Source organism: Streptomyces sp. NPDC127092 (assembly GCF_042722475.1).
Lineage (GTDB): Bacteria > Actinomycetota > Actinomycetes > Streptomycetales > Streptomycetaceae > Streptomyces.
Genome location: NZ_JBHXFE010000019.1, coordinates 107,154 through 122,185, shown reverse-complemented (window position 1 = coordinate 122,185; position 15,032 = coordinate 107,154). Strand labels below are relative to the sequence as shown.

The 15,032-nt window shown below is 73.1% G+C and carries 15 protein-coding genes; all 15 read right to left on the bottom strand.

Going from position 1 to position 15,032, the window contains the following annotated elements; translation table 11 throughout:
• Nucleotides 1-103 precede the first annotated feature (103 nt).
• Entirely contained in the window at nt 104-874 is a 771-nt protein-coding gene (locus ACFWJO_RS18025) for an SDR family NAD(P)-dependent oxidoreductase (protein ID WP_386866158.1), read from the bottom strand.
• Between the two features lie 31 nt (nt 875-905).
• Complete coding sequence (locus tag ACFWJO_RS18020) at nt 906-2,150, bottom strand: MFS transporter (RefSeq protein WP_386866156.1); 1,245 nt, start codon at nt 2,148-2,150, stop codon at nt 906-908.
• Nucleotides 2,147-3,415 carry an ATP-grasp domain-containing protein gene (locus ACFWJO_RS18015; RefSeq protein ID WP_386866155.1) on the bottom strand — a complete coding sequence of 423 codons (1,269 nt, stop codon included), beginning with the start codon at nt 3,413-3,415 and terminating at the stop codon, nt 2,147-2,149. Before ACFWJO_RS18015 ends, ACFWJO_RS18020 begins: the two co-directional genes overlap by 4 nt.
• A 321-nt stretch (nt 3,416-3,736) precedes the next feature.
• Entirely contained in the window at nt 3,737-4,945 is a 1,209-nt protein-coding gene (gene rocD / locus ACFWJO_RS18010; protein WP_386866153.1) for an ornithine--oxo-acid transaminase, read from the bottom strand.
• A gap of 59 nt (nt 4,946-5,004) precedes the next feature.
• Nucleotides 5,005-6,345 carry a sulfate adenylyltransferase subunit 1 gene (locus ACFWJO_RS18005; RefSeq protein WP_386866152.1) on the bottom strand — a complete coding sequence of 447 codons (1,341 nt, stop codon included), beginning with the start codon at nt 6,343-6,345 and terminating at the stop codon, nt 5,005-5,007.
• A 2-nt stretch (nt 6,346-6,347) separates the two neighbouring features.
• Nucleotides 6,348-7,220, bottom strand: a complete 873-nt coding sequence (gene cysD / locus ACFWJO_RS18000; RefSeq protein WP_386866203.1) for a sulfate adenylyltransferase subunit CysD — start codon at nt 7,218-7,220, stop codon at nt 6,348-6,350.
• 89 nt (nt 7,221-7,309) lie between these two features.
• Nucleotides 7,310-7,873 (bottom strand): adenylyl-sulfate kinase, encoded by a 564-nt coding sequence (cysC, locus tag ACFWJO_RS17995; RefSeq protein WP_386866150.1) that lies wholly within the window; start codon nt 7,871-7,873, stop codon nt 7,310-7,312.
• Nucleotides 7,870-8,742 (bottom strand): [LysW]-aminoadipate kinase, encoded by an 873-nt coding sequence (locus ACFWJO_RS17990; protein WP_386866148.1) that lies wholly within the window; start codon nt 8,740-8,742, stop codon nt 7,870-7,872. Before ACFWJO_RS17990 ends, cysC begins: the two co-directional genes overlap by 4 nt.
• A gap of 21 nt (nt 8,743-8,763) precedes the next feature.
• Nucleotides 8,764-9,789, bottom strand: coding sequence for an N-acetyl-gamma-glutamyl-phosphate reductase (argC, locus tag ACFWJO_RS17985; RefSeq protein ID WP_386866146.1), 1,026 nt, complete (start codon nt 9,787-9,789; stop codon nt 8,764-8,766).
• Between the two features lie 109 nt (nt 9,790-9,898).
• A complete protein-coding gene (gene lysW / locus ACFWJO_RS17980; RefSeq protein WP_384411245.1) occupies nt 9,899-10,078 on the bottom strand; it encodes a lysine biosynthesis protein LysW in 180 nt (59 codons plus the stop codon).
• A gap of 54 nt (nt 10,079-10,132) precedes the next feature.
• Nucleotides 10,133-11,101 carry a transketolase family protein gene (locus ACFWJO_RS17975; RefSeq protein ID WP_386866144.1) on the bottom strand — a complete coding sequence of 323 codons (969 nt, stop codon included), beginning with the start codon at nt 11,099-11,101 and terminating at the stop codon, nt 10,133-10,135.
• Nucleotides 11,098-11,943 (bottom strand): transketolase, encoded by an 846-nt coding sequence (locus ACFWJO_RS17970; protein ID WP_386866142.1) that lies wholly within the window; start codon nt 11,941-11,943, stop codon nt 11,098-11,100. Before ACFWJO_RS17970 ends, ACFWJO_RS17975 begins: the two co-directional genes overlap by 4 nt.
• On the bottom strand, nt 11,940-13,235 hold the full coding sequence (locus tag ACFWJO_RS17965; RefSeq protein WP_386866140.1) for a DegT/DnrJ/EryC1/StrS family aminotransferase: 1,296 nt from the start codon (nt 13,233-13,235) through the stop codon (nt 11,940-11,942). Before ACFWJO_RS17965 ends, ACFWJO_RS17970 begins: the two co-directional genes overlap by 4 nt.
• Before the next feature lie 43 nt (nt 13,236-13,278).
• Nucleotides 13,279-14,331: a BtrH N-terminal domain-containing protein gene (locus ACFWJO_RS17960; protein ID WP_386866138.1), complete on the bottom strand. Its 1,053-nt coding sequence runs from the start codon at nt 14,329-14,331 to the stop codon at nt 13,279-13,281.
• Nucleotides 14,328-14,912 (bottom strand): hypothetical protein, encoded by a 585-nt coding sequence (locus ACFWJO_RS17955; RefSeq protein ID WP_386866136.1) that lies wholly within the window; start codon nt 14,910-14,912, stop codon nt 14,328-14,330. Before ACFWJO_RS17955 ends, ACFWJO_RS17960 begins: the two co-directional genes overlap by 4 nt.
• Between the last annotated feature and the right edge of the window lie 120 nt (nt 14,913-15,032).

Genomic DNA, 15,032 nt, shown 5'->3' with positions numbered 1-15,032 from the left:
TTGTGGTGGGGGGGGTTTGTGGGGGTGGGGGGGGCGGGGGGGAAGGAAGGGGTGTGGGGGGTCCCCGGGGGCGCGCAACGGGGAACCCCGCCGCATCGTTCCTTCAGTACTTGCCGCCCTTGTCGGTCGGCGGCCGCAGCCGCAGGCCGTGCATGCCGCTGTCCACGGACAGCACCGTGCCCACCGTGGACCCCGACAGCGGACTGGCCAGGTACGCGATCGCGTTCGCCACCTCGTCGGCCGTCACCACGCGCCCCATCGGCTGGAACTCGTTGAGCGCCGCCCGGGCCGCGTCGGGGTCGGGCATGCGGTCGATCAGCCGGTCCACCCACGGCGTGTCCGCCGTGCCGGGAGCGACGCAGTTGACCCGGATGCCCTCGCGGACGTGGTCCGCCGCCATCGCCAGCGTCAGCGCGTGCACCGCGCCCTTGCTGGCCGAGTACAGCACCCGCTGCTCCACGCCGGCCCACGCGACGATCGAACAGGTGTTGACGATCGCCGCGGCCGGCGAGCGCCGCAGGTGTGGCACCGCGTGCCGGGCGACCCGCACCATGCCGACCACGTTGACGTCGAGGACGCGCAGCCACTCCTCGTCGCTGTTCACGGTGACGTCGCCGACCGCGCTGATGCCGGCGTTGTTCACCACCACGTCCAGCCTGCCGAAGCGCTCGACCACCTCGTCGACGGCGGCCCTGACCTGGGCGTCGTCGGTGACGTCGGCCGCTATGCCGAGGATGCCGTCGGGCAGCCCCTCGGGCTTGAGGTCGAGCGCGGCGACCTGGGCGCCCCTGCCGGTCAGCAGTTTCGCCGTGGCCAGGCCGATCCCCGACGCACCGCCGGTCACGATCGCGACGAGTCCTGCAAAGTCACTCACGAGTTCTCTCCTGTCCATCCGTTCGGGAACATCAGGAATCCGCTTCCTTCACCGCCGGTGCCGCACCGCGGCGCGGCAGGCAGAGCTGTGCGGCCAGCAGCCCGGCCAGGCCGACCAGGGCCCACAGCCCCCACGGGCTGAAGGCGTACAGGGCGCCGCCGACGAGCGGTCCCGCGCCCGTGCCGATCGTGTACGCGACTCCGTACAGGCCCTGGTAGCGGCCGACCAGGTGCGGCGGGGCCATGCTTCCCAGGTAGGCCTGCGAGACGGAGGTGGAGATCATCTCGCCCAGCGACCACAGCACCACCGTCGCGGCCAGCAGGAGCATGCTGTCCATGAACCCGGTCAGGGCGAGCCCGACGCCGATGACCAGGTTGCCGAAGGCCAGCACGTACTCGAGCCGGTATCGGGAGACCCAGCCCGTGATGGGCAGTTCGAGGGCCAGCACCAGCAGACCGTTGAGGCCGATGAGGAGACCGAAGTCGCGCTCGCTCAGACCGACGTCGTTGACGTGCAGCGGCAGGGCGACGCTCGACTGGATGTAGACGAACTCGGCCACCAGGATCATCACCAGGAATCGCACCAGGGCGCGGTCGGCGAGCGCCTGCCGGTAGCCGGCCGCCCGGTCCGCCTTCGCCTCCGCGTCCTTCCCGTCCGCCGCGGACCGGGGCCCGTCCCGCAGCAGCAGCGCCATGACCACGCCGAACAGCAGGCACGCGACGGCGTTGCCCAGGAACAGCTCGACGTACGAGGTGGCGGCGAGGACACCGCCGATGACGCCGCCCAGGGCGGAGCCGACGTTCATCGCGAAGCGGAACACCCCGAAGGCCGCGAGCCGTTCCTGGTTGCTCGACACCGCGTCGATCAGCACCGCGGCCGCCGCCGGCCGGTAGATCTGCGAGGTGACGCCGATGAGGCCGACCACGACGATGATGACCGGCAGGGCCGCGAGGTACGGCACGACCGCCGTGAGGGCGGCCGTGGTCACCGCGGAGAGCACGATGGTCCAGCGCCGGCCGAGCCGGTCGGCGAGGTAGCCGCCGACGGCGTTGCCGAGGACCTTGCCCAGACCGGACACGCCCAGGACGAGGCCCGCGGCTCCGGCGGAATAGCCGCGCTCGGTCAGGTAGAGCACGATGAACACGGGCAGGAAGTTGCCGACCTGGTTGACCAGGATGCCGAGACTGATGATCCACACCCGGGCCGGCAGGGTGCGTAACGCGTCGCGGAACCGCGGCTCCTCGACGCGCGACTTGTCCGGCGGTGCGGTGCTCACGCGACGGGCTCGGTGCGCACGTGGATCGCCGCGGCGAGGCGCTTGCTGTGGGCGATCGCCTCGGTGGCGTCGGCGCCGCGCGCGATGACGTAGCCGCCGATGTCCTCGTTCCAGGTGAGGGGGTTCACCACGTCGCCGGGCTTCACCTTCACGTGGAGGTCGACGAACGCCGGGTCCGCGCGCACGGCGTCGACGCCGTTCACCTCCACGACCCGGCCGGGCTCCGGCGTCAGGGCCTGGAGGGCCACGCCGCCCAGCGGCTCCGGCGCCGAGGCCAGCGGCTCCACCAGGCCGAACCTGACGCCCAGGGTGTAGCGCTCCATGTCGACGCCGTAGGCGGTCTCGACCATCTCGTTGACCCCGTAGCCGCCGATGCGGTTGTGCGACTCGATGATCCGCGGGCCGCGCGAGGTCAGCCGGATCTCGGTGTGGCCGGGGCCGTTGCGCAGTCCGACGGCGTCGAGGAAGTCCGCCACGAGCCGCCTGACCTCGTCCAGCGTCTCCTCGGGGTGGCGGCTGGGCTGCGAGAGCCCGAGCTCGACGAAGCCGGAGCCACCGCCGAACGCCGCCTTGTCGGTGATGGCGCAGACCACGTGCCGGCCGTCGAAGCTCAGCGTCTCGACGCTGATCTCGGGGCCGTCCAGGTACTCCTCCATCAGGAACTCGTCGAAGGAGTCGGCGCTGAACAGGTCCCCGACGGCCCACTGTTCGTCGTCGAGCGACCGGTAGCGCCCGGCGACGGCCTCCACGCCGGCCTCGTCGTCCACGCGGAACACGCCCACGCTGCCCGACTCGCGGACCGGCTTGACGATGATCGGGAGCCCGTGGGCCTTGACGAAGTCCCGCACGTCCTGGGCGGACCGGCCGATCGCCGAGGCCATCGGGCTGATGCCCTTCTCGGCGAGCCGCTGCCGCATCCGCCACTTGTCCAGGAGCAGTTCCACCGTCTCGACGGACTCGCCGTTCAGGCCGAGCTCCTCGTTGATCCGCGCCGCCGGCAGCAGCCCCAGCTCGAACAGGGCCACGGCCGACTGGAACGGGTACACCTCGTGTAACGCCCGGGCCAGCGGCAGGAAGCGGTCCATGTCGCCGTAGTCGAGCAGCAGCGCCTGGTCGACATGCGGCCAGTGGACACGGTCGTACGCGTCGGGGTACTGGGCGTGCACCACGTCGAGGCCGAGCTCGCGGGCCTTGCGCACAAGCTTCGGCTTGCCGCCGACGACCAGGACGCGAGGCCGTCCGGTGGGTTCGACATCGATGGACAATGCGGCTCCTTCTCTCGCGTGCCGACCCGCGGGATCGCCGGGAGTCGGAAATGGCGTCACGGCGCTGGAAGGATCAGTTCGGCACCTCCGCGCGGTGCGCCGCACGGAGGATCAGCGGCCTCGTGTCCGTCCACGTGCGGTCGAGACGGTGGGACGTTCGGCGCGGGATCCCCGACGGTGGTCCGGCCGACGGGTCGTCCCTGCCAATTGGTCAGAGGGAATGCTGGTCCTCGTGGTAAAGGATCACCGGTCGCAACGCTATCACGGTAAGCCTCACCGGGCCGGGTGACCGCCCTACGGCGCAACCCGGCTGACGAGACGTCAGCCGAGCACCTCCGCGATGGCGTCGACGCCGAAGTCGATCTCCTCGCGGGTGATCACCAGCGGCGGCGCGATCCGGAGGTGCGACCTGTTCTCCTTCACCAGCAGACCGCGCTCGAGCAGCGCCTCCGACACCGGCCGTCCGCTCGGCCGGCCCTCCGCGATCTCCACTCCGGCCCACAGGCCGCGCCCGTTGACCTCGGCGACGCCGTCCAGCTCGCCCAGCCGCGCGTGCAGGTACGCGCCGAGCTCGCGGGACCGCTCCTGGAACTCACCGGTCGCGAGCAGCTTCACCACGGCGCGGCCGACCGCCGCCGCCAGCGGGTTGCCGCCGAAGGTGGAGCCGTGTTCGCCCGGCTTGAGCACGCCCAGGACGTCGGCCCGGCCGATCACCGCGGACACCGGAAGCAGGCCGCCGCCCAGGGACTTGCCCAGGGTGTAGAGGTCCGCGCGGACGCCCTCGTGGTCGAGCGCCAGGGTCGCGCCGGTACGGGCGAGACCGCACTGCACCTCGTCGGCGACGAACAGCGTGGCGGTGTCGTCGCACAGCTGACGGACCTCGGCGAGATAGCCCTTCGGCGGGACGACCACGCCCGCCTCGCCCTGGACGGGCTCCAGGAGGACGGCCGCCGTGTGGTCGGTGATTGCCGAGCGCAGCGCGTCGACGTCGCCGTACGGCACGACCCGGAAGCCGGGCGTGAACGGGCCGAACTCCTTGCGGGCGACCGCGTCGGTGGACAGCGAGACCATCGTCGTGGTGCGGCCGTGGAAGTTCGCTCCCGCGACCACGATCTCGGCGGTGCCGTCCGGTACGCCCTTGACCTGGTAGGCCCACTTCCTGGCCACCTTCACGGCCGACTCGACCGCCTCGGCGCCGGTGTTGGCGGGCAGTACCGTCTCGGTGCCGGTCAGCTCGGCCAGTTCACGGCAGAAGAGGCCGAACTGGTCGTTGTGGAACGACCGGCCGGTCAGCGTCAGGCGGTCGAGCTGCGCCTTGGCCGCGGCGACGATCGCGGGGTGCCGGTGGCCGAAGTTGAGCGCGGAGTACCCGGCGACGAAGTCGAGGTGACGGCGGCCGTCGAGACCGGTCACCCAGGCGCCCTCCCCATGGCTGAGCACCACGGGCAGCGGGTGGTAGTTGTGCGCGCCCCAGCGTTCGGCCAAGGCGACGTGTTCCTGAGGGGAAGTGGCGTCCGGGGTCGTACTCATGGCGTGGTTCACCCTTTCGGCGGTTGATCACTGGTGCGGTGGAACACTGGCGCGGTGGGTCATCGGGGCGACGGGTCCTCGGGCGACGGGTCCTCCGCCTCCGCGTCGACCATGCCGGCGCTGAGGGTCGCCCCGTCCTGCGGGTCGATGAGCAGGAACGAGCCGGTGCGCCGGTTGTCGGCGTAGCCGTCGAGGGCGAGCGGCTCGGCGGTGCGGATCCGCACCCCGCCGATGTCGTTGGCGGACAGCCCGTCCTCGCACGGCAGCCGGCCGGCGACGGTGACGTCCATGCGGTACGTGATCTGCTCGACCACGGCCGGCACGGTCCGGGTGGTGTGCTTGAGCAGCACGCGCTGCCCCGGGCGCAGCGGGCGCTGGTCGAGGTGGCACACGGTGGCGCCGAAGCGCCGTACGGGCGAGGGAGCGGGGCCGGCGGTGAGCAGGTCGCCCCGGGCGACGTCGATGTCGTCGGCGAGCCGGACCGCGACCGACTGCGGCGCCCACGCGAGGTCGGTCATCCGGCCGAGCACGCTGAGGCCGACGACCGTGCTGGCCGCCCCGCCCGGCTGGACGAGGACGCGGTCGCCGACCGCGAGCCGGCCGGACGCCAGCTGCCCGGCCGGCCAGCGCTCCACCGCCTGCCGGTCGCCGGAGGGCTGCCGGATCACGTACTGCACGGGCAGGCGCAGCGGCATCCCGGCCGGGTCCGCCCCGACCGTCACGTTCTCCAGGTGGGACAGCAGCGTGTCGCCGCCGTACCAGTCCATCCTGGCCGACGGTTCCACCACGTTGTCGCCGGCCAGCGCCGACATCGGGATGGCGACGACGTCGGCGATGCCCAGCTCCCGGGCCCGCGCGGTGAACTCCTGCGCGATGGCGGTGAAGACGGACTCCTCGTAGCCGACGGCGTCCATCTTGTTGACCGCGAGCACGACGTGCGGCACCCGCAGCAGGGCCGTGATCGCGCAGTGCCGCATCGTCTGGTCCACGACGCCCTTGCGCGCGTCGACCAGGATCACCGCCAGGTCCGCGGTGGAGGCGCCGGTCACCATGTTGCGCGTGTACTGCACGTGCCCCGGTGTGTCGGCGAGGATGAACCGCCGCCGGGCCGTCGCGAAGTAGCGGTAGGCCACGTCGATCGTGATGCCCTGCTCGCGCTCGGACCGGAGGCCGTCGGTGAGCAGCGCCAGGTCGGGGCCGTCCTGCCCGCGCCGCCGGGACGCCTCCTCGACGGCCTCCATCTGGTCGGCGAGCACGGACTTGGTGTCGTACAGGAGCCGTCCGACCAGCGTGGACTTGCCGTCGTCGACCGACCCGCAGGTGGCCAGGCGCAGCAGGCCGCCCGAGGGCCGCCGGGACGCGCCGGAGCGGACTTCCGCCTCCGCAAGGTCCGTTGACATGTCTAGAAGTACCCTTCTCGCTTGCGGTCCTCCATGGCGGCCTCGGACAGCCGGTCGTCGGCCCGGCTCGCGCCGCGCTCGGTGACGCGGCTCGCCGCGATCTCGGCGATCACCGCCTCCACGGTCGAGGCTGAGGAGTCGACCGCGCCGGTGCAGGACATGTCGCCGACCGTGCGGTAGCGGATCTGCCGCTCGGTCACGGGTTCGTCGGCCCGGGGGCCGCCCCAGTCGCCGGCCGTCAGCCACATCCCGTCGCGCCGGAACACCTCGCGCCGGTGCGCGAAGTAGATCTCGGGCAGGTCGATGCCCTCGTGCTCGATGTACTGCCACACGTCCAGCTCGGTCCAGTTGGACAGCGGGAACACGCGGACGTGCTCGCCCGGCTCGTGGCGGCCGTTGTACAGCTGCCACAGTTCCGGCCGCTGCCGGCGCGGGTCCCAGGCGCCGAACTCGTCGCGCAGGCTGAACACCCGTTCCTTGGCGCGCGCCTTCTCCTCGTCGCGTCGGCCGCCGCCGAACACGGCGCCGTAGCGGCCGTCGCGGATGGCGTCGAGCAGCGGCACCGTCTGCAGCGGGTTGCGGGTGCCGTCGGGACGCTCCCGGAGCCTGCCGTCGTCGATGTACGCCTGCACGGACGCGACCTCCAGCCGCAGGCCGTGCTTCTCGACGATCCGGTCCCGGTAGGCGATCACCTCGGGGAAGTTGTGCCCGGTGTCCACGTGCAGCAGCGAGAACGGCAGCGGCGCGGGGGCGAAGGCCTTGAGCGCCACGTGCAGCATGAGGATCGAGTCCTTGCCGCCGGAGAACAGCAGCGTCGCCCGGTCGAACTCGCCGGCCACCTCGCGGAAGACGTGCGCCGCCTCGGTCTCCAGCATCTCCAGGTGCGACAGCGGCGGCACCGCGGGGCCGGTCGGCGGGCCGACGCGTCCGGGCGCGTCGTCGAGCGCGGCCCGCGCCACGGCGGTCACGACAGCCCGCGTGCGGTGAGCAGCGCACGCAGCAGCCGGACGGACTCCTCGACCGTACGGTCCTCGGTGGCGAGCCGCAGATCGGGGTCGACGGGCGCCTCGTAGGGGTCGTCCACGCCGGTGAGGCCCTGGAGTTCGCCGGCCGCCTGCCGGGCGTAGAGACCCTTCACGTCGCGGTCGGCGCACAGCTCCACCGGGGTCGCCACGTGCACCTCGACGTACGGGACGCCCAGCGCCGCGTGCCGTTCCCGCACCGCCGCGCGGGAGACCGCGTACGGGGCGATGACGGGTACGAGGACGGTGACGCCGTGCGCGGCGAGCAGCCCGGCCACGTAGCCGATCCGTCGCACGTTGGTGTCCCGGTCCTCCTTGGAGAAGCCCAGTTCCGCGGACAGCGCCGCGCGGACCTCGTCGCCGTCGAGCACCTGGACGCGGTGTCCTTCGGCGCGCAGCCGGTCGGCCAGGCCCCGCGCCAGCGTGGTCTTGCCCGCGCTGGGCAGTCCGGTCAGCCAGACCGTGCCGCCCTGCCACACGGCCGGTTCGCCGTTCGGTTCGCTCATGTTCGGAGCTCCCTCTCGCGCGGCCCGGCGGTGGCCGGCTCCGCGCACGTCATGGTTACCGTGGTGCCGGATCCGGCCAGTGCCCGGCTGACGGGGTCGGGCACCCGCCCGTCCGCGATGCGTACCGACCCGACGCCGCCGGCCAGCGCCTCCCGCGCGGCGACGAGTTTGAGCGCCATGCCACCGCCGGCGAACCGGCCGGGCGCGCCGCTCGCCGGCACCTCGAAGCTGCTCAGCACGCTGGTGTCGTCGTCGGGATCGGCCAGCACGCCCGGCGCGCCGGTCAGCAGCACCAGCCGGTCGGCGCCGAGCGCCGCCGCCAGGGCCGCCGCGACGCGGTCGGCGTCGACGTTCACCGGCTGGCCGTGCTCGTCCATCGCGGGCGGCGACACCACCGGTACGAAGCCGGACCGCAGCAGCGTCCGCGGCAGTTCGGTGCGGACCTCGCGCAGCCGGCCGCTGAGGTTGTCCCGGACCAGGGTCGTCCTGCCGTCCACGACGGACCGGACGGCGGCCTTGCGGCGGGCGCGCAGCATGCCGCCGTCCAGGCCGGTGAGGCCGACCGAGGGCACGCCGAGCCGGGACAGCTCGGCGACCATCTTCGGCTTGACCGAACCGGCCAGGGCGAGGACGACCACTTCGAGGGTCGCCGGGTCGGTGTACCTGGTGGACACGTTGTCCGGGGCGACCAGCCGGCGCTGCGGCACACCGAGCTTCCCGGCCAGCCGGGCGATCTCCGCCGAGCCCCCGTGCACCAGGAGAACGGATTCCCCGGCCCGGACGAGCGCGGCGACGTCGGCGCAGATGCCCGCGGCGTCGACGGCCGGGTTGCCGCCGCACTTGACGACGGTCAGCGGTCTGGTGGTCACAGTGTCTCCAGTCGCCGGGGCTCAGACGGGATGCAGGCCGGGGAAGGACAGGCCGAGGTTCTCCGGCCAGCCCATGCGGATGTTCAGGCACTGGACCGCGTTGCCCGCGCCGCCCTTCATGAGGTTGTCCAGTGCGGCGATGGTCACCAGCCGGCCGGCCTCCTCGTCGACGGCGAAGCCGACGTCGCAGAAGTTCGACCCGAGCAGGATCTTCGGCTCCGGGTAGCGGAACGTGCCGCGCTGGTGCGCCACGACCCGGACGAACGGCTCGTCCCGGTAGTGCTCGCGGAACGCCCTGCGCACCGCGGACCTGTCCGCGCCGGGGCGCAGCGTGGCGTGGCAGACGGTCTGCACGCCGCGCACGGCCTCGACCCCGGTCGCCGTCATCGCGGCCGAGATGCCCAGGTGCCGGGAGATCTCGGCCTCGTGCCGGTGCCCGGTCGGGGCGAACACCCGCATGGCGCCGCTGCGTTCGGCATGGAGGTTCGCCTCGCCCGCGGTGGCGCCGGAACCGCTCGAACCGGTGCGGGCGTCGAACTGCGCCTCCGGCTCGACCAGGCCCTCCGCCGCGAGCGGGTGCAGCGCGAGCACGCCCGCCACCGCCATGCAGCCCGGCACGCTGACCAGGTCGGCGGTGCGCAGCCGGTCCCGGTACAGCTCGGGGATCCCGGGCACGAAGTCGCCCAGGAGGTGCGGCGCGGCGTGCTCGGTGCCGTAGTAGCGCCGGAAGACCTCGGGGTCGTCGAGCCGGAAGTCCCCGGTGAGGTCGAAGACCTGCTTGGCCTGTCCCGTCCAGCGTTCCATCTGGGTCATGGCGGCGCGGTGCGGCGTGGCGAGGAAGACCACGTCGCACTCCTCCACCTCGTCCGCCGTGCAGAACGTCAGGTCGGTGGCGGACCGCAGGTTCGGGTGCACGCCGTCGACGCGCCTGCCGGGGAACCGGGAGGACACCGCGTGCGCCACCTCGACCTCGGGATGGCCGATGAGCAGGCGCAGCAGTTCCCCGCCGATGTAGCCGGCCGCGCCGACGACCGCGACGCGGATCACGTCGTACGCCCGGTGAGCGCCGTACGTCCGGTGGGCGCCGGGCGACCGGTGGGCGCCGGGCCGCTGGTGAGCGCCGGGCCGCCGGTGGGTGTCGTCCGTCCTCGCACGGTCACTCGCCCCAGTCCTCTTCGACCTCGGGCGCGAGGGCGAGGACCGCGGGGCTCAGCGCCACGATCTCCAACTCGCTGCGGCAGCCGGCGCACTCGACGATCTCGTTGAGCCGCACGGACGCGCTGAGCTGCACCTCGTCCTCGCACTCGGGGCAGGCCTGGGTCGTTGTGGTCGTCATCGGTGGTGTCCCTTCGGGTCGGTGGTTCCTCGGTGGTGCCTCGGTGGTGGTGGCTCAGTGGGGGGTGCCGGCCAGGGCCGTGGGGCCGGGGGCCGTCCTGTCGAGCGCGGTGCGGACCGTCCTGACGACCCGCTCCGCGGTGAGGTCGTAGTGCGCGACGAGGTGTTCCTGGTTGCCGACCTCGTCGACGAACCGGTCGGGCATGCCCAGCCGCAGCACGCGCGTGGGTGCTTCCTCCGCCAGCGCCTCGGCCACCGCGCCGCCGAGGCCGCCGCCGCGCCAGTGCTCCTCGAGCGTCACGACGAGACTGGCCGGTCCGGCCGCCGCCACGAGCGCCTCCGTGTCGAACGGCCGCAGCGTGTGCAGGTTCAGGACGGTGGCCTCGATGCCGAGCCCGGCGAGGGTGTCCGCGGCGTCGAGGCAGGCGAGCACCGGGTACGGACCGCAGCACGCGAGGACCACGTCGCCGCCCCGGCGCAGCGTCTGCGCCCTGCCGATGACCGGGGGAGGGGCCGTGTCCGGCAGCGCGGGTGACGGCTTGCGGCCGAGCCGGACGTAGAGCGGTCCCGCCAGGTCCAGACTCTGCTCGACGAACGCCTCCGTGGCGGCGGCGTCGGCGGGCACGACCACGGTCATGCCCGGCAGCGTCCGCATCACGGCCAGGTCCTCGAGTGCCTGGTGGGTCGGGCCGAGGTGACCCGCGGCGAGACCGCCGTGGGTGGCCATGACGCGCACCGGCAGCCGGTTGTAGGCGATGTCGATCTTGATCGCTTCCAGGGCGCGGGACGTCGCGAAGGCGGCCATCGTGTTGACGAACGGCATCCGCCCGCACGCCGCCATGCCCGCGGCGATGCCCATGAGGTTGTGCTCGGCGATGCCGAGGTTGAGGTACTGCTCGCCGGCCGCCGCCGCGTGGTCCGCGCTGAACAGACCGGTGTCGCTGTCCAGGCAGATCAGTCCGGGGTTCGGGCCGAGCAGGGAGAGGAGGGAGTCCCGGTAGGCCTCTCGGGTCGCGCGGCTCATCCTTCGGCCTCCGAGGTCTTTCGTAGCGCGGCCGTCGCCCGCGCGTGGTTGCGCGGGGACAGCGTCACGTAATGACTGGCCGCCCGTCCGGCGAGGAACGGCAGCCCCTGGCCCTTGACCGTGCGGGCGATGAGCACGCTCGGCTTGCCCGGTTCCCACGGCCCGGCGGACAGGTGCTCCGCCAGCTGGTCCGCGTCGTGGCCGTCCACCTCGCGCACCGACCAGCCGAAGGCGCGCCAGCGGTCGGCCAGCGGTTCCATCGGGGCGATCCGCTCGGTGGAGCCGGTCAGCTGCAGCCCGTTGCGGTCCACCACGGCGACCAGCCGGTCCAGGCGCAGTGACGCGGCCGCGATGGCCGCCTCCCACACCGAGCCCTCCTGGAGCTCGCCGTCGCCGAGCAGCACGAAGCTGCGCGCGTCACGGCCCGCGTACCGGTGGGCGAGCGCGAAGCCGCAGGCCAGCGCGAGACCGTGGCCGAGCGAGCCGGTCGGCAGCTCGACGCCGGGCACCGCGCGCACCGGATGGCCCATCAGCCGGCTCCCCGGCCGCCCGTACGTGGCGAGTTCCCCGACCGGCAGGAAGCCCCGCTCGGCCAGCGTCGCGTACAGGGCGACGGCGGCGTGGCCCTTGCTCAGCAGGAAGCGGTCGCGGTCCGGGTCGTCCGGCCGCTCCGGGTCCACGTTCATCACCGAGAAGTACAGGGCGGTGAGCACCTCGGTGGCGGAGAACGCACCGCCCAGGTGCCCGCCCTCCGGCCCCGCGCACATGTCGACGACGTGCGCGCGGATGCGTGCGGCGACCGTCTCCAGCGACTCCCGCGTCGGAGTCCGGGTGGCGGTCACGACCGGGCCGCCGCGAGGGTCGCCACCATGTCGCGGTTGGCCCACACCTTCTCGAAGGCGTCCGCGTAGAGGCGGAGCAGCTCGCCGGAGCCGGGATGGAGGTGACGCTTCTGCAGGGTCAGCGAGTCGGCGATGACCGCCCGGGCCACCGGGTAGCCCTCGCCCTTCACCGGTGCCGGCGCGCCGGTCACCGTCCACGGGTAGCCGGAGCCGAAGCCGACCCGGTCGACGAACACCTTCTGGTCGGGCAGCGGCATGAGCTGGTACTGCGACATCGGCACGCCCTCGGCGCGCAGCAGCCGGCGCAGCGCCGAGCGCAGCGCCTCGGGCCGTACCCCGTCGAGGCCGAACGCGGCCGGGTCGAAGCGGAACCGCAGGATGTGCCAGGCGTGGGTGGTGTCCGGGAGCGCGGTCGGCACGCGCAGGCCGGGCAGCTGCGCGAGCCGGCCGAGGAACTCGGTGACGTTGCGCTGCCTCATGTTCTCGTAGTCGTCGAACCGGGCGAGCTGGGCGTCGGTGAACGCGGCCTGGAGGGCGTTCATCTTGTGGTTCCAGCCGAGGCCGTACGAGATGTAGTCGCGGTCGCGGCCGGCCTCGATCACCTCGCCGAACTGCCTGCCCTTGCGTACGGCTTCGGCGAGACCGGCGTCGCCGGTCACGAGCAGTCCGCCCTCGCCGCAGGTGGGGATGTTCTTCGTGGCCTGGAGGCTGAACGCGCCCGCGTCGCCGATCGAGCCGACCGGCCGCCCGCGGTGGGTGGCACCGGGCGCCTGCGCGGCGTCCTCGACCACGGCGAGGCCGTGCCGGCGGGCGATGTCGGTGATCCGGTCCATGTCGGCGGGGGCGCCGTGCAGGTGCACCGGGACGATCGCCCTGGTCCGGTCGGTGATGCGGCGCTCGATGTCGTCCGGGTCGATGTTGAACGTGACCGGGTCGATGTCGGCGAACACCGGAACGGCCATCTGGTGCACCGGCGCGAGCCCGGTGGCGATGAAGCTCATCGCGGGGACGATCACCTCGTCGCCCGGTCCCACGCCCAGCGCGGCCAGCGCGAGGGAGAGCGCGGCGGTGCCGGTGGACACCGCGACGCAGTGCTCGTGGCCGAAGTGCCGTGCCCAGCGCTCCTCGAGCGTGGAGACCGGGTTCGCGCCGTCCGAGTTCGACACCAGCCTCGCGCCGTCGAGCGCGTCGAGGACGGCCTTGCGGTCCTCGTCCTCGACCAGCGGCCAGTCCACGTGGCGCCGGTCCCTCGGCACGGCCGCGGTACCGCCGAACGCTGCCAGCTTGCTCATCACTGTCCTCTCGACATGGTCACGGTGGTCGGCCGGGGCACGGTCACAGGCGGGTCGCCGCCGCGCCGACGGCGTCGACCGCGGTCGCGTACCGGGCGCGCAGCACGGTGGCGTGGTGCGCGATGTCGGCCGCGACCCCGCGGGGGTCGTCGAGGCCGTGCGCGCCGGTGATCCGCAGGCCGGTCCACGCGTGGGCGACGGCCTCGACCGCGCGTCCGGCGCCGGCCAGCTCCGGGTCGCCCCATTCCCGGCCGCAGCGGCGCAGCAGCTCGCCGTGGAGGGCGGCCTGCGCCTGCATGCCCCAGCCGAACGGGTACAGCTCGCGCAGCGCGTCCGCGTCACCGGCGCGGCAGCGGCCGGTGAGTTCCGCGGCGAACGCGTCGAGTCCGGCGAGTCCGGTACGGGCCGGGCCCGCGGTGGTGAAGCCCTCGACGTCGGTGCGCAGGAAGCCGCCGAGCACCTCCGGAGTCAGCGGCGGCGGCACGGCGTCGAGCCGGACGTCGAGGCAGCGCCTGCCGATCCGCGAGTCGCTGAAGAACGCGTCCTGGTGGTCGGTCGGGTTGGCCGAGCCCCAGCTGCGCAGGAAGGCCTCGACGGGGACGGCGCCGCGGAAGGCCGGCGGCATCGCGTCGGAGACGTACACGACCCCGCGGACCTCGTCCAGGCCGTAGACCACCACCAGGTGGGCGGCGTGCACGTCGCTGTACGCGGGCCGGAACGGCAGGTGGTAGTTGTCCACCGCGGCGATGACCGGCCGGTCGTCGGCCAGGCTCTCGCGCACCTCCCGCCAGACGTCGTCCTCGTCGGCCGGCTGCCACCAGCGCGCGTGCAGGTCGTGGTGCGGCGCGAGGGCGGCGCCGAGGTCGGTCTCACCGGACTCGCCGGGCAGGCACGGGTAGTAGAACTCCTCGGACCTGACGTCCCCCGGCAGGTGCAGGAACCGCCAGCCCGCGCCGAGCACGGCCAGCGGATCGGCGCCCGCACGGGCCACGATCGCGCCGAAGGTGGACTGCAGGCAGCTGATGGGGTCGCGGTACCACAGCTCGGGCTCCGGCCCGGTGATCAGGTACGTCCTCGCCGTCACGTCGCTCGTCATGCCCCGGCCTCCGTCCGCTGCAGGGTGACCGCGAAGACGTGCACCGCGATGTTGCGGGGCAGCCGGACGCCGGTTAGGCCGGCCCGCCGGGTGACGGGCACCCGCTGCGCCCACATCAGCGCGGAAACGTTGCGCTGCACATGGTGCGGGTAGTGCATGACGAGGCTCTCGAAGGCCTTCACCTCGCCGAACCACGCGGGCGCCGCCCAGAAGTCGGAGACCCGCAGCGGCTCCAGGTCGACCGCGCCGTCGGCGAAGTGCATCCCGACGGTGTCCTCGCAGCGCCGCTCCGAGGCCGCGAGCACGTGCACCCAGTCGTAACGGCCCTCCGGCACCTCGAGGAACTGGCCCTCGCACCGCACGTTGTCGGGACCGTCCAGGACCGGAGGGAACCGGAAGGGAACGCCCGCCACGTGCACGAGGCTCCCGCCCGCGGGCAGGTATTCGGCGGCGAACGAGTTCCCCCAGACGTTGAACCGCCCCGCCTTGGTGTCCGTCGCCGCGGAGACGGCGGTGTTGTTGCGGTGGCCGGAAATGTCGACCGGATCGCACAGCCGGGTGACGGCGGAAGAAACCGGCATGTCCGTCACGTGATCCCCCTCACTGGAATGCCGTTCGGAGTTCCCGAACGAGGCCGCTGATTCGCGCTGTTCGTCCACACCGTGATGACCTCGAATGCCTGAAATCGGCGCCCCGTCCCA